This is a genomic window from Micromonospora sp. BRA006-A (assembly GCF_033433935.1).
In the GTDB taxonomy this organism is placed as follows: domain Bacteria; phylum Actinomycetota; class Actinomycetes; order Mycobacteriales; family Micromonosporaceae; genus Micromonospora; species Micromonospora aurantiaca.
In genome coordinates this window covers 4,388,722-4,410,732 of record NZ_JANCLW010000001.1, presented here as the reverse complement: position 1 = coordinate 4,410,732, position 22,011 = coordinate 4,388,722, and the positions used below count along the sequence as shown (strand labels likewise).

General features: G+C 74.7%; 14 protein-coding genes, 1 tRNA gene and 1 pseudogene. 7 read left to right on the top strand and 9 right to left on the bottom strand.

The features are described 5' to 3' along the window. Nucleotides 1-663: 663 nt before the first annotated feature. On the top strand, nucleotides 664-3,561 hold the full coding sequence (locus tag NMK34_RS19895) for a glycoside hydrolase family 48 protein (protein WP_318336380.1): 2,898 nt from the start codon (nucleotides 664-666) through the stop codon (nucleotides 3,559-3,561). A 288-nt stretch (nucleotides 3,562-3,849) separates the two neighbouring features. Here NMK34_RS19895 and NMK34_RS19890 read toward each other — a convergent pair whose 3' ends face one another. After that, on the bottom strand, nucleotides 3,850-4,539 hold the full coding sequence (locus NMK34_RS19890; protein ID WP_318334716.1) for a DUF3159 domain-containing protein: 690 nt from the start codon (nucleotides 4,537-4,539) through the stop codon (nucleotides 3,850-3,852). A gap of 93 nt (nucleotides 4,540-4,632) precedes the next feature. On the opposite strand from NMK34_RS19890, the gene NMK34_RS19885 reads away from it, so the two are divergent. Together NMK34_RS19885 and NMK34_RS19880 are read left to right on the top strand one after the other, a co-directional pair. After that, the gene (locus tag NMK34_RS19885; RefSeq protein ID WP_318334715.1) at nucleotides 4,633-5,514 is read left to right on the top strand and encodes a phosphatase PAP2 family protein; all 882 of its coding nucleotides are present in this window, start codon (nucleotides 4,633-4,635) and stop codon (nucleotides 5,512-5,514) included. Between the two features lie 5 nt (nucleotides 5,515-5,519). Then, on the top strand, nucleotides 5,520-6,191 hold the full coding sequence (locus NMK34_RS19880) for a maleylpyruvate isomerase N-terminal domain-containing protein (protein ID WP_318334714.1): 672 nt from the start codon (nucleotides 5,520-5,522) through the stop codon (nucleotides 6,189-6,191). Nucleotides 6,192-6,193: 2 nt separating this feature from the next. Here the strand turns inward: NMK34_RS19880 and NMK34_RS19875 are convergent, their stop codons facing one another. After that, nucleotides 6,194-7,033: a DUF1028 domain-containing protein gene (locus tag NMK34_RS19875; protein WP_318334713.1), complete on the bottom strand. Its 840-nt coding sequence runs from the start codon at nucleotides 7,031-7,033 to the stop codon at nucleotides 6,194-6,196. Between the two features lie 45 nt (nucleotides 7,034-7,078). After that, nucleotides 7,079-8,290 (bottom strand): low temperature requirement protein A, encoded by a 1,212-nt coding sequence (locus tag NMK34_RS19870; protein WP_318334712.1) that lies wholly within the window; start codon nucleotides 8,288-8,290, stop codon nucleotides 7,079-7,081. 144 nt (nucleotides 8,291-8,434) lie between these two features. On the opposite strand from NMK34_RS19870, the gene NMK34_RS19865 reads away from it, so the two are divergent. Together NMK34_RS19865 and NMK34_RS19860 are read left to right on the top strand one after the other, a co-directional pair. Further along, a complete protein-coding gene (locus tag NMK34_RS19865; RefSeq protein ID WP_318336379.1) occupies nucleotides 8,435-9,409 on the top strand; it encodes an LLM class F420-dependent oxidoreductase in 975 nt (324 codons plus the stop codon). Between the two features lies 1 nt (nucleotide 9,410). After that, on the top strand, nucleotides 9,411-10,211 hold the full coding sequence (locus NMK34_RS19860) for an SDR family oxidoreductase (RefSeq protein WP_318334711.1): 801 nt from the start codon (nucleotides 9,411-9,413) through the stop codon (nucleotides 10,209-10,211). A 71-nt stretch (nucleotides 10,212-10,282) separates the two neighbouring features. Here the strand turns inward: NMK34_RS19860 and NMK34_RS19855 are convergent, their stop codons facing one another. The 6 genes and pseudogenes from NMK34_RS19855 to NMK34_RS19830 form a co-directional block, all read right to left on the bottom strand. After that, nucleotides 10,283-12,640, bottom strand: a complete 2,358-nt coding sequence (locus NMK34_RS19855; RefSeq protein ID WP_412098901.1) for a transglutaminaseTgpA domain-containing protein — start codon at nucleotides 12,638-12,640, stop codon at nucleotides 10,283-10,285. Next, entirely contained in the window at nucleotides 12,616-13,770 is a 1,155-nt protein-coding gene (locus NMK34_RS19850; protein ID WP_318334709.1) for a DUF58 domain-containing protein, read from the bottom strand. Before NMK34_RS19850 ends, NMK34_RS19855 begins: the two co-directional genes overlap by 25 nt. Before the next feature lie 2 nt (nucleotides 13,771-13,772). Further along, nucleotides 13,773-14,768 carry a MoxR family ATPase gene (locus NMK34_RS19845; protein WP_318334708.1) on the bottom strand — a complete coding sequence of 332 codons (996 nt, stop codon included), beginning with the start codon at nucleotides 14,766-14,768 and terminating at the stop codon, nucleotides 13,773-13,775. A 21-nt stretch (nucleotides 14,769-14,789) separates the two neighbouring features. After that, nucleotides 14,790-17,357, bottom strand: coding sequence for a fibronectin type III domain-containing protein (locus NMK34_RS19840; RefSeq protein ID WP_318336378.1), 2,568 nt, complete (start codon nucleotides 17,355-17,357; stop codon nucleotides 14,790-14,792). A gap of 206 nt (nucleotides 17,358-17,563) precedes the next feature. Next, nucleotides 17,564-18,406 (bottom strand): hypothetical protein, encoded by an 843-nt coding sequence (locus tag NMK34_RS30930; protein WP_412098957.1) that lies wholly within the window; start codon nucleotides 18,404-18,406, stop codon nucleotides 17,564-17,566. A 2,775-nt stretch (nucleotides 18,407-21,181) separates the two neighbouring features. Then, nucleotides 21,182-21,355 (bottom strand): annotated as a pseudogene (locus tag NMK34_RS19830) (hypothetical protein); the annotation flags it as partial. Nucleotides 21,356-21,555: 200 nt separating this feature from the next. Here NMK34_RS19830 and NMK34_RS19825 point away from each other — a divergent pair. Both NMK34_RS19825 and NMK34_RS19820 read left to right on the top strand, forming a co-directional pair. Beyond that, nucleotides 21,556-21,639 (top strand) — tRNA-Leu (locus NMK34_RS19825). A 46-nt stretch (nucleotides 21,640-21,685) separates the two neighbouring features. Continuing rightward, entirely contained in the window at nucleotides 21,686-21,973 is a 288-nt protein-coding gene (locus NMK34_RS19820; protein WP_318334707.1) for a hypothetical protein, read from the top strand. The last annotated feature ends 38 nt before the right edge of the window (nucleotides 21,974-22,011 follow it).

Here is a 22,011-nt window from a genome sequence, read left to right as displayed (position 1 = left end):
AGCGAGAAAGGCCGTCCGGGTGGCGTGTCACGCCTGTCCCGTCGGCCTCTTTTGCCGTCGACAACGGGGGTTTAGTGTGGGGACGGGGGAGGGCAACCCCCGTCCCCACCGATGGTGCACACACGCACGAAGTGGAATTGGCGTCCGTCGTGCGCGTCGCGCGGGAGCCGGGCCACGCGAGTGGCTCTGGTTCCACCTCCCTCCGTCTGGCGGGTGGCGGCCGGCGGCGGCGTCCGGGCTGGTCCGCCGTCGGCCTCTGGGCCGACGCGCCGGGCACGGGTGCACCCGGCGATCCAGTACTTGTATCACCGTCGATGGAAGCGCTCCCATCGGCGATGCTGCGACTGTAACGCCCGTCACGGGTTTGGAAAAGCCCCTAAACGAGATCGAAACATGGAAGCGCGTATCTGCGCTGGCCGTTGTGGTGGGAGCGCTTCCATGTCACACTCTCGTCACGCCACGCGGAGCCAGTGAACGCGAGCGCGGGCCGCCGAGGGCACCCGGTGACGAACCGGTGCGGCGCCCCCATCCCCGGCACGGCCGGGACGACCACCTTTCCGGACGCCTCCGTCCCCCCGCGTACGCCCCGTCGACGCGTGGAGGCGCCCTGCCGGGGCCCACGGTCCCGGCCCGGTCCGAGGAGACACCGCCCACATGAGACTTCTGGCCAGACGTCGCCGTACGGCGATGGTCGCCGCCGCCGCCCTCGTCATAGGCGGGGTGGCCCTGCCCGCGGGCGCCGCCCAGGCCGCGCCCGCCTGCGACGTGACCTATGCGACGAGCGACTGGAACAACGGGTTCACCGCCACCGTCACCATCAAGAACCTGGGCGACGCGCTGAACAACTGGTCGCTGAAGTTCGCCTTCCCGAACAGCAGCCAGCGCGTGACCCAGGGCTGGTCGGCCAAGTGGAGCCAGTCCGGCAGCGAGGTCACCGCGACGAACGAGTCGTGGAACGGCAGCCTGCCCACCGGCGCGTCCACCAGCATCGGCTTCAACGGCAGCTACAGCGGCAGCAACCCGAAGCCCACCGCGTTCACCCTCAACGGGGTCGCGTGCAACGGCGCGCAGACCAACCAGCCGCCGACGGTCTCCCTGAGCGTGCCGTCCGGCCCGTTCGAGGCGCCGGCCGACGTTCCGCTGACCGCGACCGCGAGCGACAGCGACGGCACCATCAGCAAGGTCGAGTTCTACCGCAACGGCCTGCTCGTCAACACCGACACCACCGCGCCGTACGGTTACGACCTGCTCGACCTGCCGGCCGGCAGCTACACCGTGCAGGCCAAGGCGTACGACAACGCGGGCGGCAGCGCCGTCTCGGAGAAGTCGTTCACCGTCACCGCGGCGAGTGGCCCGAAGCTGGTCGCCAGCCCGTCGGCGGTCACCGTGGCCGAGGGTGGCAGCGCCACGGTCCGGTACACGCTCAGCGCGGCGCCCACGGCCAACGTGCCGGTGACCCTCGCCGTCACCGGTGACAGCGACATCACGGTCTCGCCGTCCACGCTGACGCTCACCTCGAGCAACTGGAGCACCGGCGTCACCGCCACGGTCTCCGCCGCGGAGGACTCCGACACGGTCGGCGGCACCGCGACGATCACCGCGTCGGCCACCGGCTACGCCCCGATCTCCGTCGTGGCCACCGAGGCGGACAACGACACCCCGGGCGGCGACAACGCCTACATCAAGAAGTTCCTCGACCAGTACGGCAAGATCAAGAACTCGGGATACTTCAGCCCCGAGGGCGTGCCGTACCACTCGATCGAGACGCTGATCGTCGAGGCGCCCGACCACGGCCACGAGACCACCTCGGAGGCGTTCAGCTTCTGGCTCTGGCTGGAGGCGCAGTACGGCCGGGTCACCCAGAACTGGGCCCCGTTCAACAACGCCTGGACGGTGATGGAGAAGTACATCATCCCGTCGCACGCCGACCAGGCCACCGCCGGCTCGCCCGGCACCCCGCAGTACGCCGCCGAGCACAACCTGCCCAGCCAGTACCCGTCGGCGCTGGAGGCCAGCGTCCCGGTCGGCCAGGACCCGCTGCGCTCGGAGCTGCAGTCCACCTACGGCACCGGTGACATCTACGGCATGCACTGGCTGCTCGACGTGGACAACACCTACGGCTTCGGCCGCTGCGGCGACGGCACCACCCGGCCCGCGTACATCAACACCTTCCAGCGGGGCACCCAGGAGTCGGTGTGGGAGACCGTGCCGCAGCCGTCCTGCGACACGTTCAAGCACGGCGGCCCGAACGGCTACCTGGACCTGTTCGTCAAGGAGTCCAGCGCCCCGGCCAAGCAGTGGAAGTACACAAACGCGCCGGACGCCGACGCGCGTGCCGTCCAGGCCGCCTACTGGGCGCTGACCTGGGCCAAGGCGCAGGGCAAGCAGGCCGACGTGGCGGCCACCGTGGCGAAGGCCGCCAAGATGGGCGACTACCTGCGCTACGCGTTGTTCGACAAGTACTTCAAGAAGATCGGCAACTGCGTCGGGGCGTCCACCTGCCCGGCCGGCAGCGGCCGTGACTCGGCGCACTACCTGCTCTCCTGGTACTACGCCTGGGGTGGCGCGTACGACGCCTCGCAGAACTGGTCGTGGCGGATCGGCTCCAGCCACAGCCACTTCGGCTACCAGAACCCGTTCGCGGCCTGGGCCATGACCAACGTCGCGGAGCTGAAGCCGAAGTCGCCGACCGCGGTCTCCGACTGGCAGAAGAGCCTCGACCGGCAGCTGGAGTTCTACACCTGGCTCCAGTCCGCCGAGGGCGGCATCGCCGGTGGTGCCACCAACAGCTGGGACGGCAGCTACGCCCAGCCGCCGGCCGGCACCGCCACCTTCTACGGCATGTACTACGACGTCGACCCGGTCTACAACGACCCGCCGTCGAACCAGTGGTTCGGCATGCAGGCCTGGTCGATGCAGCGCATCGCCGAGCTGTACCTGGAGACCGGCAACGCGAAGGCCAAGGCGCTGCTGGACAAGTGGGTGCCGTGGGCGATCGCCAACACCACTGTCGGCACCAACTGGTCGATCCCGTCGGACATGAAGTGGACCGGCCAGCCGGCGAACTGGAACCCGAGCAGCCCGCAGCCGAACACCAACCTGCACGTCGAGGTGACGGTCAAGGGTCAGGACGTCGGCGTCGCCGGCGCCTACGCCCGCACGCTCATCGCGTACGCGGCCAAGTCCGGCAACACCGCGGCGAAGAACACCGCCAAGGGCCTGCTGGACGCGCTCTCGGCGTCCGCCGACAGCAAGGGCGTCTCGACGCCGGAGAAGCGCGGCGACTACAAGCGCTTCGACGACGTCTACAACGCCGCCGACGGCCAGGGTCTCTACGTCCCCAACGGCTGGACCGGGAAGATGCCCAACGGCGACGCGATCGCCCCGGGCAAGAGCTTCCTGGACATCCGCTCGTTCTACAAGAACGACCCGGACTGGCCGAAGGTGCAGGCGTACCTGGACGGCGGTCCCGAGCCGGTCTTCAACTACCACCGGTTCTGGGCGCAGGCGGACATCGCCATGGCGTACGCCGACTACGGCACCTACTTCCCGCAAGGGTGAGGTGACCCCTCCTCCGCGGGCGGGTGCGAACCCGCCCGCGGAGGAGGCCGACCCGGCCGATGGGGGAACGGAGCGGCCGGGTCGGCGAACGGCCTGACGCCCACGGTCAGGCCGGGTGGGCCGGCCGTCCGGCCGACGCAGCGGACCGGCCGGCCCACCACTCCGCCCGGCGACGACCCATGGCGCGAAAAGGCACGGAAAAATCAGCGGTCCACGGGATCACATCCGGGCCGTGGACGGAGTAACGTATTTGACGGAGAGGCCGCTCCCCCCGTGGCGGCCTCTCCATTACTCTGTGCGCGCCGCCACACCGTCGGTGCCCGCCGGATCCACGGGGTGCCGCAGCCCCGGATGCCCGGCCGGCAGCGAGCGCCGGATCACCACCCAGCTAGCCGCCAGCGCCGCCGCGATCAGCGGCCAGGTCAGCGCCGCCCGCGCCACGGTGAGCGCGACCACGTGCCCGTACAACCACAGGGGCACGAACACCGCGACCCGCAGCACGTAGGTGGCCGTCCACACCCAGCTGGCCCGGCCGTACGCCCGCAGCAGCGCCGGGTCGCGCCGCCACCGGGTCCGCTGGCCCAGCGCCGTGCCGACCACCACACCCAGCAGCGGCCACCGCACCACGATGCTCACCGCCCAGGCCAGCGCGCTGGCCGTGTTGGCGGCGATCTGGAGCAGGAAGAAGTCGGCGGCCCGGCCGGTGCGCAACGCGATGAGCGCCGCCACGCAGACCGCGAGCAGACCGACCAGCACCGAGCGGGGACGGTCGCCGCGCCGCCACCGCCAGCCGGCCACCGCCGTGCCGGTCAGCACCGCCGCGAGCACGCCGCCGCCGAGACCGCCGAGCACCCAGCCGAGCCCGAACGCCAGTGGTGGAAGCGTCGCGTCCACCGCCCCGCGCCGGCCGCCGAGCAGGTCGGCCAGCGACTCCGGCCGCGGCCCGCCGTCCGGTTGCCGCTGTGGCCTGCCGGTCACGCGCCACCTCCTCGAGATCGCCCGCCTCACCGTACGCCGCCGCCGCTGGCGCTCCGCCGCGCGCCGGAGCGTGCCTACCGTTAAGTTGTCCGGGTGCGGGAGACGGCGAGGGGTTGGACGGCAGTCTGGTTGGTCGTACTGGCCCTGATCCAGACAGCCGCGTTCGGGCTGGTGTGGCGCTTCGCCGTACACACCGACCTGGGTCAGTGGCTGGACACGGTGGCGCTCACCGGCAACCGGATCGGCCAGGACCGCATCGACGATCCGGTGAACACACTCCTCAACGCCATGTCGGTGGTGTCGCTGCTGGCCGCGACCGCGGTGATCGGCTTCATCGCGCTGATCCGGGGGCGCAAGGCGCTCGCCGTCACCGCGACGCTGCTCATCGCCGGCGCGAACGTGACCACCCAGCTGCTCAAGCACTACCTGCTCCGGCCCGACTTCGGCATCGACCCGGAACGGGCCGCCGCCGGAAACAGCCTGCCCAGCGGGCACACCACGGTGGCCGCCTCGGTCGCGATCGCGCTGATCCTGGTGCTGCCGCGCAAGCTGCGGGTCGCCGGGGCGTTCCTCGGCGCCGGGTACGCCGCCGCCGCCGGCGTCGCCACGCTCTCCGCCGGCTGGCACCGGCCCAGCGACGCGGTCGCCGCGTACCTGGTGGTCGGCGCCTGGGCCGCCGCCGCCGGACTGGTGCTGCTGTTCTTCCAGCGGGAGCAGGCGGTGGTCGAGCCGGGCGACGCGCACCGGGTGGCCGGCGCCGTGCTCGGCGGCATCGGCGTGGTGGCCCTGCTGGCCTCCGCGGTGGCGCTGTCCTGGCTGGTGGACCGCTCCACCATCCCCGTCGAGAGCCTCGGCCGCCGTCCGCTGTTCATCGGGTACGCGGGCAGCGCGGCCGGCATCGCCGGCACGATGGCGGTGGTGGCGGCACTGGTGCTGGTCGTGGTGCACCGGCTGGTGCCCCGCTGGAAGGGCTGACGCCGGTGCGGGCCGTACGGGAGGCGTTCCGGGCCGAGTCCGAGCGGCTGGAGCGTCTGCTGCGCGACCTGGACGACGCGGCGCTGGACCGGCCCACCCCGTGCCCGCCCTGGCGGGTACGCGACCTGGTCGCCCACGTGAGCACCGGAGCCGGTCGCCTGGCTCTGATGCTCGCCGAACCCGCGCCGCCCCGCGCCGAGGTCGACGCCGCCGCCTACTTCGGCGCGGCCAAGTTCAGCCCGCCGGTCGACCGGGACCGCATCGACTCGGCCCGGCGGGCGGCGCGGGAGCACCCGGGCGCGGCCGAGGTGGCCGACGAGTTCGCCCGGGCCTGGCGTGCCACCGACGAGGCGGTCGCCGCCGCGCCGCCCGGCCGGGTCGTACGCACCCGCCACGGTGACGCGATGGCGCTGCCGGAGTTCCTCCGTACCCGCGTGGTGGAGGTCGCGGTGCACGGCCTGGACCTGGCCGACGCGCTGGACCGGCCGCCGTGGCTGACCCCGGCCGCGGCGGACGTGGTGGCCGGCGTGCTCACCGGCGGCGTGCCGGTGCCGGCCGGACTGGGCTGGGACGCGTTCACCGTGCTGCGCAAGGCCACCGGGCGGCTGCCGCTGACCGGCGACGAGCACGCCGAACTGACGCGGGCCGGTATCGGCCGGCTGGCCTTCGGCGGCTGACCTCAGCGCCCGGCGCACCGCCGCAGGTGCTCCAGCACGATCGGGTCGATCCGGCCGGGCACGAAGCGTTCCTCCAGGTTCTCCAGGCCGGTCCAGGCCGCCAGCGCGTCGTCCAGGCCGGCCGGACCGACCGGGTGGCCGGTGGCGGCGAGCAACTCGGCCACCTCGGCCGCGAGCGGGCCGGCGAGATCCCGCAGCGTGGCCGGGTCGGGGCGGCCGAACAGCATGTGGTGGATGCCGAGCAGGCGGCGCAGCTCGGCGACCGGGTCGGCGTGGTCGTCCACGCGCAGGTCCACCAGCTCGTCGCCGGTGCCGGCGTAGCCGCCGTGGCGCTGCACCACGAGTATCGCGGCGCTCTGCCGGCCGCGCCGGTCACCGCCGGCCGCGTCACCGGCGGTGAGCGCGGCCAGCAGCCGTTGCGGGAACGGCAACTCGTCGCCCGCCAGCCAGGCGTCGCGCAGCGCGTCGATCACCTGCGGGCCGGTCAGGATGTTGCCCTGCGCCGCCCAGCCGTCGCCGGCCTGCCCGCCGGCCCACGGGTGGCAGCGCGGCCCGGTCCAGGTGGCCCCGTCGCCGGTCGCGCCGACCACCGCGAGCTGCCTGTCGTCGCGGCCGGGATCGGCGGCGACCAGCCCGGCCACCGCGTCGCCGGCGGTGACGCCGGTACGCAGCAGCGCGAGCGCCTGCGCCCGGTAGGCGAGGTTCGCGTGCGCCTGGGTGGCGACCGCGCCCACCAGCGCCTCGGCCGCCGGCACCAGCGCCCCGGCGGCGAGGAACCGGCTGGCCACGACCACGCCGTACAGGCGCCCGTCGGCGGAGCGGGCGACGAGCGAGAAGGTCACGCGCGGATCGTAGCCGGGTGCGGCGTCCGGCACCGGCGTCGCCGGTCAGAACGGCGTCGCCGCCTCCTCCGGCGGGCGGCCCCAGGCGCGGCGCGCGTCGGCCACCGCCACCGCCGCCAGGACCACCGCGGCCAGGATCGCCGCGACCAGCGGCGCGAGGCGCACCAGCAGCGGTACGGGCAGCAGCAGCGCGGCGATCCCCACCAGCCTCGACGGGGAGACGCGGCCGAACACCTCGTACTCGAAGCGGGCCCGGCCGGCCAGGAACAGGGCCGGCCCGCCGAGGACCACAGCCAGCCAGGGCAACTCGTTGTGCCCGGCCGGATGCTCGATGACCAGCTCGTAGCCGATCGCGGTGGCGACCACCCCGATCACCATGACCAGGTGGGTGTCGGCGGCGGACCGGCCGATGGTGGCCGGGTGCGCGGCCCGGGTCACCGCCTCGCCCAGGATCTGCCCGGCCCGCTGCACGTAGATCCGCCACAGCAGCACCGAGGTGGCCAGCGCGACGGCGAACGCGGTGACCATGCCGGGGCTGGTGGGGGAGCGGGTGAACGACAGGCCGGCGAGCAGGATCGTCTCGCCGAGCGCGACCAGGAAGATCTGCTGGTAGCGCTCGGCCAGGTGCTCGCCGTGGATGTCCCACCGGGACACCGTGGAGCGGCCCAGGCCGGGCAGCGGCCAGCCGAAGCGGGCGGCGAGGTACTCCAGCAGCAGCGCCGCGCTCCAGAGCACCACCCGGGCGTTGACCGGCAGCAGCGCGCCGGTCAGCCAGAGCACACCCGTCGCGCAGAACGTGATCAGCATGCGCAGCTTGAGCCGCCGGTACTGCTGCTTGTGCAGCACCAGCACGAGGATCGCCGGTCGGCTCACCTGGGCCACCACGTACGCGGCGGCGAACACGAGGCCGCCGTGGCTGAACGCGCGCGGGATCGCCACCCCCATCACCATCGCCGAGATCAGCGCGGTGATCACGATGACCTGCAACCACAGATGGTGCGGGTCGTAGCGGCTTGTCGTCCACGCCGTGCCCTGCCAGACGGCCCAGAGTGCGAGCAGCAACAGCAGTGTCTTGCCGCCGCCGGTCACCGCCGACCAGCCGGTCTGCCCGCCCTCCAGCACCAGGTCCTCGAAGGCGCGCGCCGAGATCCGGGTCAGCGCGAACACGTACACCAGGTCGAAGAAGAGCTCCAGGAACGTGGCCCGGTCGGGCCCGCCACCGGACGAGCGCAGCGCGGTCGGCTCGGCGGTCCTCACCGCCGGGCCCCGTCCCCGGTCCGACTCATGCGGCAGTCGTAACACTCTTTCCCGGCGCTCCCGCGCGGATCACCCATATCCGCCTGGATCTTGCTCCGGGCGGTGCCGGACGGGCACCATCGACGGGTGACGAACCGATGGGGCATGACCGTGCCGCTGGGCGGTATCCCGCTCGCCGACCACGCCGCGGTCTACGCGGCCCTGGACGACGCCGGGTTCACCGACGTGTGGTCGTCGGAGGTGGCCGGCGCCGACGCGTTCACCCCGCTGGCCCTGGCCGCCGCCTGGTCGCCGCGGCTGCGGCTGGGCACCGCGATCACGCCGGTGTTCACCAGAGGGCCGGGACTGCTCGCGATGAGCGCCGCCGCGCTGGCCGAGGCCGCGCCGGGCCGGTTCGCGCTCGGCGTCGGCGCCTCGTCGCCGGTGCTGGTGCGGGACTGGAACGCGATCGGATTCGACGAGCCGTTCAAGCGGACCCGGGACGTGCTCCGCTTCCTGCGGGCCGCGTTGCGCGGCGAGACAGTCGACGGCGCGTTCGACACGTTCGCCGTACGACGGTTCACCCTGGAGCGCCCGCCCAGCGTGCCGCCGCCGGTCCTGCTGGCCGCGCTGCGCCCCGGCATGCTGCGCCTGGCCGCCGCCGAGGCCGACGGGGTGATCCTCAACTGGCTGGCCGCCGACGACGTGCCGACCGCGCTGGCCGAGGTGGGCGAGCGCCGGCCCGGCTTCGACGTGGCCGCCCGCATCTTCGTCTGCCCCACCGACGACACCGCCTACGCCCGCGCGCTGGGCCGCCGCATGATCACCGGCTACCTGACGGTGCCCGCGTACGCCGCCTTCCACAGGTGGCTGGGCCGCCAGGACTCGCTCGGCCCGATGTGGGAGGCGTGGGCCGCGGGGGACCGGGGGGGCGCCTCCGCCGCCGTACCGGACGAGGTGGTCGACGCGCTGGTGCTGCACGGCTCGCCCGAGCAGTGCGTGGCGGCCGTCCGCCGGTACGCCGACAACGGCGTCGACGTGCCGGTCATCGCGGTGCTGCCCACGCCGGAGATCACCGAGGGCGGCGCGGCGGCCTGGATGGACCTGCTGCCCCGGCTCGCCCCCGGAAAGGCGGCCTGAGATGAACCTGACCGACCGGGTGGTGGTGATCACCGGCGGGGCCGGCGGGATCGGGGCGGCGCTGGGCCGCCGGTTCGCCGCCGAGGGCGCCGCCGCGATCGTTCTGGCCGACCTGGCCGCTGACGCGGCCCGTACCGCAGCCGGGGCGATCGGCCCGGTCGCGAGCGGCGTCGGGCTCGACGTCACCGACGAGGCGGCGGTACGCGCGCTCGTCGAGGAGACCGAGCACCGCCACGGCCGGATCGACCTGTTCTGCGCCAACGCCGGCGTGGCCACCGGCGGCGGCATCGACGCACCCGACGCGGACTGGGACCGGGCCTGGCGGGTGAACGTGCTCGGGCACCTGCACAGCGCCCGCGCGGCGCTGCCGGGAATGCTCCGCCGGGGCCAGGGGCACCTGCTGCTCACCTGCTCGGCCGCGGGTGTGCTCACGGCGGTCGGCGACGCCCCGTACACCGCCACCAAGCACGCCGCGGTGGGTCTCGCCGAGTGGCTGGCGATCACCTACCGGGACGCCGGCATCCGGGTCAGCGCGCTGTGCCCGCAGGGCGTGGACACCCCGATGCTCGCCGACGGCCTCGCCGAGGGGCACCTGGGCGCCCGGGTGATCGCCGCCTCCGGGACGATCCTCACGCCGGACCAGGTCGCCGACGCTGTGGTCGCCGGTCTGGCCGAGGAGCGGTTCCTGATCCTGCCGCACCCGGAGGTGGCCGACTACGCCCGCCGCCGCGCCGAGGACCCGGACGGCTGGCAGGCCGGGCTGCGCAAGCTCGTCCGGAAGCTGCGCGCCGCCGACCGCTGAGCGCGGCGCGTCCGGCAGCGTCCTCCGAACCTGGCCGGCAGCGGACCGGCGACGAGGCCCGGCCGGTCCGGTCAGCGGCGCCACCGCAGCGGCCCCGGGTGGACCGTCCACAGCAGCCGGCCCCACCGGGAGCGGGCCGCGCGCAACGCGTCGCCGAAGCCCTGACTCAGCCGCGCGGCCCGCTCCGCCTGTTCCGGCGTGACACTGCCCGGCGCGAAGCCCGCCTGGTTGAGCAGGGCGGCCAGCTCGTCGACCACCGCCTCATCCGGTCCGCCGGCCCCCGCGCCGTCCCCGGTCCGGTCCGTGAGCCCGGCCGCGCCGTCCCCGGTCCGGTCCGTGGGTCCGGCCGCGCCCGCTCCGGACCGCGCCGCGCGGGCCTCGGCGAGCGTCCGGCGGGCCCGCTCGGCCACCTCCGCCGCCGCCAGGTCCGGCCCGGCCGGATGCCCGGCCAGCCGCAGCGCGTCGGTCAGCTCCCGCCATGCGCCCGCGACCCGCTCGCCCGGGTCGGCGGCGTCCAGACGGGAGCGGGTCAGCCGGCGGCGCGCGGCGTAAAGGGCGGCCAGCACCGCGCCGACCAGCAACGCCAGCCCGCCGACGCCGCCACCGACCAGCACCGGCGTCCCGAGCCCGCCCTGCTCCCGGCCGGGTGCGGGCGCGGCGGCCGGGGGCGTCGCGCTCGGCTCCTCGGTGGGCGCCGGCACCTCCGACGGCGGCGGATCCTCCGGCTGCGGCCGGAAGTCCTCCTCCACCGGGCGGGGCTCCTCATCAGGACGCGGCATCGGGTCGAACGGCACCCAGCCGACGCCGTCGAACAGCACCTCCGGCCAGGCGTACGCGTCGGCCGCCCGCACCGGACCGTCGCCCTTCGGCTCGAAACCGACCACCACCCGGGTCGGCAGGCCGGCGAGGCGGCCGAGCACCGCGAACGCGGCGGCGAACTGCTCCGAGGTGCCCCGCTGCCCTCCGCCGTTACGCGGCCCGAACAGGAAGAACGCCAGGTTCGGGTACGCGTGCCCGCTGGGCGCGTCAGCCGTCACCCGGTAGTGCTCGGCCAGGAACGTGGCGATCGCGTCGGCGCGCGCGTACGGGGCGCCGTTCGACTCGGCGAGCTGCGTGGCGAGCCGGCGCACCGGCTCCGGTGCACCGTCGGCCACCCGCAGCACCCGGGCCACCTCGTCCCCGGCGGGCACGTTCGCCGTGGGCAGCAGGTTCGCATCCGGGCGCTCCCGCACCGACGACACCTCGTACCGCAGCCCCGGCGCGAGCCCTTCCGGGCGGATCAGCGTCCCGGTCGCCGGGTCGTACGCCACCCGCGCGCCGGTCACCTCGCGCGGCGTGGGCACCGCCGGCAGCAGCCGCCCGGTCAGGTCGCCGACGGTGATCTCCTGGCGCACCTCGTCGGTGGCCGCGTCCGGGGCCGGCTCGGCGGCGGGCAGGATCCGCCCCGCGTTGCGGTACGTGGCACCGACCCGCCAGGTCACCCCGTCGTAGTCGCTGAGCACCGCCAGCCGGATCCGCGGCGACCCGTCCCCGGCCGCGCCCCCCGTGGTGCGCACGTCGAGCAGCCGCTGGTCCGGGTTCAGCGCCCACCCGGAGATCCGGATCAGCGGGTTCTCGTCCAGCGACTCCACCCGGGGCGGCTCCACGTAGCGGCGCGGGTCGACGGGCCGCTCGTCGACCTGGGCGGCCACCACCGGGGCGAGCAGCGCCGCCAGCGCCACCACCACGGCGAGCCCGGCCGCGCTCGCCGCCACCAGGCGCAGCCGTACCGCCGCGCGTACCGCTGGGGTCAGACCGGCGACCGGATCGGGCGCCGGGCCGTCGCGGCGCCCGGGCGTCGCCAGGCCGGCCGCCGCGACCGCGGCGAACAGCACCGTCGGGCCGATCGCCGGATCCGCGTTCGGCCCGACCACGTAGAGCGCGCCGGCGTAGAGCAGCGCGGGCGGCAGGTAGCCCAGCAGCACCCGCCCGGCGCGCAGCGCCACCTCGGCGGCGGTCAGCCCGGCCAGCCACGCCGCGACCACCGGGACCAGCACCGTGTCCGGGGCCGGCTCGACCGGGATCATCGCGGTGAGCAGCCGGGGAATCGCGTTGCGGGCCGCGTCGGCGGCCACCTCGCCGAGCCCGCCCGGCAGCGCCGCGTGCGCGGCGGCCAGCCGCAGCGACAGCAGCGTCCACCCGGTCAGCGCGGCCACCGACAGCGGCGCCACCAGCCAGGACGGCAGCCGCCGCGCGGCCACGCTGACCAGCACCGAGCCGACGGCCGCACCGGCCATGAGCCGGGTGAGCAACGGGTCCGCGTACATTCGGCCCAGCACCACGCCGGACAGCGCGACCAGCACGATCAGCGAAGCCGGCACCGGCACGGCCCGCAACACCCGGACTGCCCGCTCCGCCGCCTGCGTCACCACCGGCGGACCCCGTCCCACTCGGCGGCGAACGCCGCGCCGTCCGCGGCGTCCAGGACCGTGAGGCCCGCCGCGCCGGCCGCCGTCGGCCCGTCCGCGCCGAACATCCCGACCACCACCGACGGGTACGCGCCGCGCAGCGCGCCGACGTGCCCCAGCTCGTCGCGGCCACCCGGCCCGGTCAGGAAGACGAGCGTGTCGCCGAGCCGGTCCCGGCGCAGCCGCCCGGTCGCGGCGGGCAGCACGTCCGGCCCGGCATCCGCCAGCTCCACCGCGGCGAGCCAGTCCAGCGGCCCGGCCGCGCCCGCCGGCTCCACCTCGGCCGGTACGACGAGCAGCAGGTGCACCGGCAGGTCCTCCCGCACCGCGGCTGCCACCACCGACGCCGCCGCCTCGCACGCCGACTCGAACGACTCCGCGACACCGCCCACCCGGCCCGGATACGCCGACGCCCGGTTGTCCAGCACCACCACCAGGCGCGGCAGGCTGGTGTCCACGTTCTCCCGCACCATCAGCTCACCCACCCGGGCGCTCGTGCGCCAGTGCACGCGGCGCAACTCGTCACCCACCACGTACTCCCGCAACGAGTCGAACGTGATCGACCCGTGCGGCACGCTGTCGGTACGCCCGTCCAGGCTGCGCCCGGCACCGGTGGGCACCGCGGAGAGCGGGTGGATGCGCGGATGCACCCACACCGGCACCGTGCCGCCGTAGCCGCGCGCCAACGCCACCAGCCCCAGCGGATCCCGGCGCACCACCCGCAGCGGCCCCACCGGCACCACCCCACGCCGGTGCGTCGGCACGTCGTACCGCACCACAGTGTCCCGGCCCGGACGCAACCGCAGCAGCGGCACCGGCACCAACGCGCCCGCGCAGCGGTCCTCGGCCACCAGGTTCGCCGCCCGCAACCGGCCGGTGTTGCGCACCGTCAGCTCCATCGCCGCCAGCTCACCCCGGGCCACCCGGTCCGGGTCGGCCCGCCGCGCCACGCTCAGCCGGGGCCGCCAGGCCGCGTTCACCACCGCGTAGCCGACCGCCACCGCCGCCGCCGCGCCGAGCACCGCAAGTTCCGGGTACGCGTACCGGAACCCCACGCCGAGCAGCACCAGGGCGGCGACGAGCAGCCCGATGCCACGGGCGGTGATCCCCACGCTCAGCCGTGCACCGGCGTGGCCTGGCCCGACGGCAGCGGCACCGGCACCGACGCGACCGCCTGGCGCAGCACCTCGGCGGGCGTGACACCCCGCACCTGCGCATCAGGGGTGAGCAGCAGCCGGTGCGCGAACACCGGCTCGACGAGCGCCTTCAGGTCCTCCGGCATGATCCAGCCCCGGCCGTCGATGAGCGCGTACGCGCACGCCGCCCGGGTCAGCGCGATCACCCCACGCGGGCTCACCCCGACCCGCACCTGCGGATGCGTACGCGTCGCCGCTGCGAGCCGCACCGCGTACGCGTAGAGCGGCTCGGCGATGTGCACCCGCCGGGCCATCTTCACCATCTCGCCCACGGTGGCGGTGTCGGTGACGGCGGTCAGCGAGTCGGGGGAGCGGACCGTGGCGCCGCGCAGCACCTCCACCTCGACCGCCTCGTCCGGGTAGCCGACCGACAGCTTCACCAGGAACCGGTCGAGCTGGGCCTCTGGGAGCCGGTACGTGCCGTCCATCTCCACCGGGTTCTGCGTCGCCACCACCAGGAACGGCTGCGGCACCGGATGCCGTACGCCGTCCACGGTGACGGTCCGCTCCTCCATCACCTCCAGCAGCGCCGACTGGGTCTTCGGCGACGCCCGGTTGATCTCGTCGGCGATGACGATGTTGGCGAACACCGGCCCCGGGTGGAACTCGAAGCCCCGGCTGGCCTGGTTGAAGATGGTCACCCCTGACACGTCGGAGGGGAGCAGGTCCGGCGTGAACTGGATGCGCCGCCACTGCCCCTTCACCGTCGCCGCGATCGCCCGCGCCAGCGTCGTCTTGCCGACGCCCGGTACGTCCTCCAGCAGCACGTGCCCCTGCGCGAACAGGGCGGTCAGCGCCAGCCGCACCACCTGCGGCTTGCCCAGCACGACCGCGTTGACGTTGTCGGCCAGCCGGGCGGCCAGGGCGGCGAAGCCCTGCACCTCCGGCTGGCTCAGCGGTTCGTGCGTGTTCACGGATGCGCCTCTCGGGTGCGGTCAGCAGGTGGGCAGGACGCCGAGGTCGTCGCCGCCCTCCAGGTTGAGCCAGGCCCACGGGATGTACGTCTTGCCCTTGTAGTCCACCTGGACCCACCAGGTGCTCTGCTTGTTGTTGTTGTAGATCCAGGCGTCCACGTCCTCGCCCTTCACCTTGCAGTACGTGCGTAGCCGCGTGCCGTCGCGCACCCAGCCCGCCTGCCGGTCGTTGTCCTGCCTCGGCACCTCGAAGATCTCGTTGCCGTTGCGCTCGCCGGGGATCTCCCGATCGCAGTACGTCCGCTGGTCGCCGTCCGGACCGTTCTTGCAGGTGGCGACGCCGTACACCGGGTCGGTGGTCTGCGCGCGCGAAGCGGTGCCCTTGCCGGCGGCGTTGGACGCGGTCAGCGTCACCGTGTACGCGGTACCCGGCGTCAGCCCGGTCACCCGCAGGCTGGAACAGCTTCCGCTCGCCGTCTTCCCGCCGGTCGCCGCCGTGCACGTGGCCCGTCCGCCGCCCGCGTCCACAGTGAACGTCACAGTCACCGACGTGGCGTCCGCCGACGAGCCGGTCACCGTGATCCGGGGCTCGGCGACCGTCCGCGCGGTGGTGCTCGCCTCCGGTCCCGGCCCGGCCTCGTTGACCGCCTTGACCTTCACCGTCACGTTCTGCCCGTTGCCCAGGCCGCCCACGGTAGCCTGCACGTCGGTCACCTCGACCGACTTCCCAGCCGCCTCCACCACGTACTTCGTCACCGGCCGGCCGTTGTCCACCGCCGGGGACCACTGCACCGCGATCGTGCCCGGCTGGTCGGCGACAGTCGAGGCGCGCAGCTCCGTCGGCGCCTTCGGCACGGTGAACGGCACCACCGTGTTGCTCACCGGCGACGCCTTCGACCCGGCGCCCTTCTCGCTCACCGCGGTCACCGTGAACGCGTACTGGGTGCCGTACTCCAGTTGCCCGGCCGGCACCACCAGCTCCGTCTTCGCCGACTCACCGGCCGGGGCACTCGCACCCGCCGAGGTCGCCGTCACCGCGTACCTCGCGATCGTGTTGCCCTGACCGTCGGCCTCGGGCCAGCTCACCCGCACCGTGCCGTCCGGCCGCGCCTCGGCGGTCACCGACGCAGGCGGGTCCGGCACCTCCGCGGTCGGCACCACCGGGTTGCTGCGCCGCGCCGGCCCCTCACCCTTGGCGTTCACCGCGTGCACCGAGAACGTGTACGTCTCACCGTTTGTCAGACCGGTGATCTCCAGGGCGCGCTGGTTCGCGCCGACCTGGTGGGTCTGACCGGCGCCCTCCACCACGTACCGGGTGATCTCGGCGCCGTTCGACGCGGCGGCCTGCCAGCTCACCCGCGCCGAGGCGTCACCGACGGCGGCGGTGACCGACTTCGGCGCACCCGGCTTGGACACCTTCGGCTTCTTCGGCGGGGGCGGCGGCGGAGCCACCGGCGGCGGGTCGCCGCCCAGCACGTCGTTCGCGTACTTGTCGACCTCACGCACCTGGTTGCGGTCGTCGACCACCTGTGCGGTGGACGAGTCCGGCGGGTTGATGAACAGGTGGTTCTCGCGTACCTCCAGCTCGACCGGGCCGGGCCGGCCGGAGCCCTTGACGGTCTGCACGAGCTGCCCCTCGCCGTCGAAGGCGTACACCGTGCCGGTGGTCTCGTCGGCGCAGTAGAACCGGCCCGCCCACGCCACCGCCGGGCTCAGCCGGGCGCCGGTGCCGGGCACCGTGAACCGCTTCACCTCGCGGCTGTCCCGCACCACGTGCACCGACCGGTCACCGGGGACCGTGACCGGCACCTGCGGCCCGCTGGTACGCGTCGGCAGGTTCCCCGGCGCGCTCATGCTCAGCTCCGCCCGCTGCGTCTGCCCGCCGACCACTGTGACCAGCGACGCCGAGGTCCGGTCCAGCACCGCGACACCCTCGTCCAGCGTGGACACGACCAGCTCGTGCGCCGGCTCGGCCACGTCGTACGTCTCGACCCGCTTCGGGCTGAGCCCCGCGGACGGCGCGTCACCCGGCGTCTCCGGCAGCTCGGCGGCGGTCACCGCCGAGACGGTGCCCTCGCTCGGCACCGCGACCCACAGCTTGCCGGCGCCGTCGAACGTGCCACCGGTGATGCCCGGCGGGTAGCGCACCGGCTCACCCACCGGCGTCAGCGCCCGCGGGTCGAGCTGCCGGACGATGCCCTGTACCGCGTCCACCACGAACGCCGCGTCCTCGTGCAGCGCCACGCTCACCCCGAACCCCGGCGCGGTCGGCGTGGTCGCGGTGATCTGCAACGTCGCCAGGTCCAGCGAGCTGACCTGCCCGGTGTTGAGGTCGCGCAGGATCAGCAGCCGGTCGGTCTGCGCCACCTGCATCTGGTGCCGCCGCCCACCCGGCACCTCCATCCGGGTGTCCACCCGCGCGGTGACGCCGTTGACCCGGGCCAGCTCGCTGCGGGTGGTGCTCCACAACCAGGACGACGCGTCGATGCTCGCCACCGCGTTGTCGGCCGCGCCCAGCCCGAGCACCGTCAGGCCCATCGCGGCCAGCAGCGCGGCCACCGTGCCGATGGTGACCAGCCCGCCCCGCATCCGCGACCGTGGACGAGCCTGCTCCGGCCCGGTGCCCGTGACGTCCTCGATGGTGGTCACTGCCGGCTGCCTCCCCGTGTCGGTGGGGGAGAGACGCCGAGCACGGCCGACCCTCCCCAGAGCCGGGAGCCATCATAGGTGCCGCCCGGAGTCGGTGAAACCCGCACCGTCCTCCTGTGGACACCGAGCGTGTCGTCCGTGGACGCTCAGTTCGGCGTGGGGCCGCCCTCCCGGTCCGTGCAGACCTGCCCCGAGGTGGCGTACGAATCGGTCGAGTAGACCGCCAGCACCGTGAAGCAGTAGTCCAGCTTCGCGCTCAGCCCGTTCACCGTGTAGCGGGTCTGCCCGGCGTCCACAGTCGCCAACACCCCGAGCTTCTGCCCGGCCCGGCCACCCGCCACCACGAACGGCACCCCGCCGTTCGTCGGATCGGTCCAGGTCACCGTCACTGTGGTCGTGTCGTCGCGCAGCTTCAGGTCCCCCGGCGGCGGCCCGGCCACCTTCGGCGATGCGGCGCCGGACGCGGGCACGGGAGCCGGCGGCGGCGCCGCCTCCCGGTTCAGCAACACCACGCCGGCGCCGACCGCCGCCACCACCGCGAGCACCGCACCCCCGACCACAAGGGCCAGCACCGTCCGGTTGCGGCCCGGCCGCTCCGGCTCCATCGGGTACGCGTCCTGCGGCTGGACCGGCGGCGGCTGGTGGAACATCGGCGGGGTCGCCGGCCAGGCGCTCTGCTCCGGCTGGGCCGGCGGCTCCGGTCGCGTGGACTCGGGGAAGTCCAGCAGATCCTCATAGATCGTCATCTGCCGGTTCGGCTCCGGCGCGTCCTGCTCCGGTTCGCCTGCCGCGTCGACGGGCGCCGGCTCGTCCTCGTCCGGCTCGGGCCGGCTGGGCCGGTCGACCGGCTGGGACGGGGCGGCGCTGCTCCACGGCGGCGCGACCATGCCCCACGGCGGTACGGAGGAACCGCTGACGGGTGCCGCGCTGACCGGTGCCGCGGGTGGTCCGCTGACCGGCGGTGGATAGGTGCCGGGGGGCGCGCTCACCGGTGGGTGTCCGGCGGGCGGCGCGCTGATCGGCGGTGGGTAGCCGGGGCCGGGCGGTGCGCTGACCGGTGGCGGGTAACCGCTTACCGGAACCCCGCTGACCGGGTAGCCGGCCGGTCCGCTGACCGGCTGTCCGGGAGGGCCACCGACCGGGTGCGTGGGCGGCGTGCCGACCGGCGACGTCGAGGGCGATCCGACGGGCGGTGCGCTGACCGGCGGTGCGCTGACGGGTGCTGGGTAGACGGGAGCGGGGCTGGTGGGCGGTGGGCTGATGTGGGGTGCGGCGGGCAGCGGTGTTCCGCCTGCCGGAGGCGCACCGGCGCCGGGCGTGCCGAGGGTGCCCGACGCACCTGCCGACGTGGTGCCCGGCTGCTTCACACTTGCGGTGGCGTCGGTGGCCGGTGCACCACCCGAGCCGCCTCCACTCGTACCCGACGTGCTCGCCGGCGGTCCGCTGACCGGGGACGTGCTCACCGGCGGTGCGCTCGCTGCGGGCGCGATCATCCCCGATGAGCCGGCCGGGGACGGGCCGGCCGAGGGCCTGTCGGCAGGGGATTCGCTGGCCGGAGGTGCGCTGGCCGGTGGTGCGCTGACCGGGGGTTCGCCGGCGGTGGTGGTCGCTGCGGACTTCGCCGAAGCGTCGCGCGCTGCCTTTGCGGCGGTGCGTTCCGCCTCCTCTTCCAGCAGCGGGCCGATCTGCTGCACCTGGATCGTCGGCTTGTCCCAGCCCGGTCCACCGGGGACGGGCGGCACGGTAGGGGCGCTGGGCCCGCCCGTTTCGGTATCGGCCGGGTCCGTATCGGCGGCCCGGTCCGTATCCGCCGCCCGGTTCGTATCGGGGCGTGGTGGTGGAGCAGGGACGGCCTCGGTCGTCGGCGTCGCCCGCTGGGTCGGCGCCGATCCGGGCATCATGGGGGCCGAGGTGGGTGCCGCTGGGGTGGCAGTGGCCGCTGCGGATTCCGCCACCGGCCGGGAAGCCGGCGTTGGGAGCACCGTCGAGCCCGCAGTGGTGGCCGGTGGCGGGGTGGCCGGGGTCGACCCCGGTGCGGTGACCGGCGGGACGACCGGAGCGGCCGGCGGCGGTGGCAGGACATCGCGCTCCGGCGACGGGACGCGCGCCGGCGGGAGGACGGCCGGAGGAGGCGGTGGTGGTAGGACTCCCGCCGCCGGCATCCGTGACGCCGGCGGGATGCCTCCGGTGGAGGGCGGCGTCTCGACGACCGGCGTCGCGGGCGGGGGCGGGATGACCGGCGGAGGCGGTAGCGGGGACGCGCCGACTGTCCCGGGCATCTGTGAGGGCGGCAGCGGCCTACTCGCCTTGCCCGGCGTGTGCGGCGGGACGCCGACAGTGCCGGGTGTCTGCGGCGGGGTGCCGGCAGTGCCGGGTGTCTGCGGGGACGGTAGCGGTCTCCCGGCGGTGCCCGGCACCTGCGGTGGCGGGACTGGAGGCGTGCCGGCCACGCTCGGCGGCGGCGGGACCGGACGTGCGGGGGCGGACGGCGCTGAGACGGGCGCGACATGCGCTCCGGCGGCCGAGGACGCCGGGCCCGGCATCGGAGGCACCGCCGGCCTCGCGGGCACCGGCGCGCCGGCCGTGGGTGCCGTCGTCGGCGTTCCCGGCGTTCCCGGCGTTCCCGGCGTTCGCGGTGCTCCCGGCGTCGCCGTCGGGGCTCCGGGGGGCGGCGAGGGCACGGACGTGCCGGAGGTCGCCGGGTGCGGGGGTCCGCCAGCCGCGACGCGGGGCGGCACCGGCGTCACGCCGGGAGCGACGGCCGGTCGACCGTAGGTTCCCGGCGGAAGCGGGGTGGCACCTGGAGCCGGTGGAACCGCGGTCACGCCCTGAGCCGGCGGAACCGGGGTGACACCGTGGGCCGGGGGCATCGGGCGGACGCCGGGAGTCTGCGAGGCGGCCCCGGCAGACGGCGGTGTCGCTGGTGCGGTGGGTTCGACGGGCACTACCGGGAACCGGGAGGTGGCCTCCTCCGTGATCGGCGCGAACCGGGTCGTCGCCTCCGAGGCAGCCGGCGAGGGCGGCGCCCACGGACTCGCGGGTCCGCTCGGTCCGGCGCCGGGAGGCTGGTGCGGCGAGGCAGGCGCCACCGGGGGCGGCGGAGTGATCGGCGCGGACTGAGGTGGCTGCCCGGAGTGGGGCGCGTGCGGTGCCGGGCCCGGGTGGGGAGCCCACTGTGAGCCGGGTACCGGCGGATTCGCTGCGGGCGCACCCGGGGCGACGGGCCGGGGCGGTGCCGGGGCGTGCGGGTGCGGCGGTGGGACAGGCCGCAGCGAGACGGTGGGCTCGGACAGTCCGTGCCCGGGGTACCCGGCGGAGGCGGGACCGGGTTGGCCGGGCCGGACCGGGCCGAGGTTCCCCGGCGATGCCGGATCGACATGTCCGGGCACTGACGGATGGGGGTGCCCGGGGCGGCCCGGATTCGGGTAGCCGGGCAGGAGTGGAGCGGGGTGCGGACCGGCAGCGGCGGCGGAGCCGCCGGGGGAGGGGCCATGGCCCGCGGGAGCGGCGGCGGAGCCGCCGAGGTACTGGCGGGCTGCGCGTACCGCGGGGTGGTCCGGACCGAGCACGGCGGACCCGGCGGTCGCCACGCGGCTGTAGTTGCGGCGGGCCTCGTGCCGGTTGCCCAGCTCCTCGGACACCCCGGCGAGGTCGAAGCTGAGCGCGAGCATCAGCGGGTCGGCCTCGCCGCGGCGGCGCTCGCCGGCCGCATAGGCCTCTTCGAGTACGCGCCGGGCGGCGGCCGGGTCGTCGGCCTCGCGGTGCAGCCGAGCCAGCAGGTGCCCGGTGGCCAGGATGTCCTGGTGGTCCTCGCCGTACGCCGGGCGGGCCGCGACGATCGCGTCATGGAGCAGGCGGCGGGCGCTTGTCAGATCACCCGCGGCGCGTAGCGCGAGGGCCTGGTGTTGAGTGGCGATCAACGGGGAGGGGTGGGACACGGGAGCAATGCTGCCCGGAATCGCCTGTTGCGCGCTACCCACCCGATCTATGTGGCCGCTGACCTGCGCAAACGTGCCTCGTGGGAGCTGATGTGCATGATCGTTCTGGGCCGTGTACAGTAATGCCCCGTGCGGCCCGCCAGGCCGACCGATGCGGTGAGTAGCTCACATTGGTCGACCGGGTAGGCTGGCACGTGCAGGTCCGGGTGGCGGAATGGCAGACGCGCTAGCTTGAGGTGCTAGTGCCCGTATAGGGCGTGGGGGTTCAAGTCCCCCCTCGGACACTCCCGCGTAGCATCCGTGCGACGTTGGACGTAAAGGTGGTCAAGCATGCTTGACCACCTTTTTTCACTCTCTGTTACCGCCACTGTCGACCGCATCGTCACCGGCACCGCCTTCGTGGTGCGCGACGTCGACTTCACCGACGGGACGCTGCTGGTGCTGTCCGCCGCCAAGACCACCGCGGAACCTCCGCAGCTGGTGACCGTGGTCGGCACCGTCGTCGACTTCTCGTACCGCGACCTGTCCGGCCGCTACGAGCTCGGGCCCTCCGATGCGTATCGCGACTTCGAGGGCGGGCGCGCGCTCATAGCCGAGGACGTGACCGTGTGGGACTGACCGCCGGCTAGCTGTCGAGCCGGTCACGCAGGTCGTCG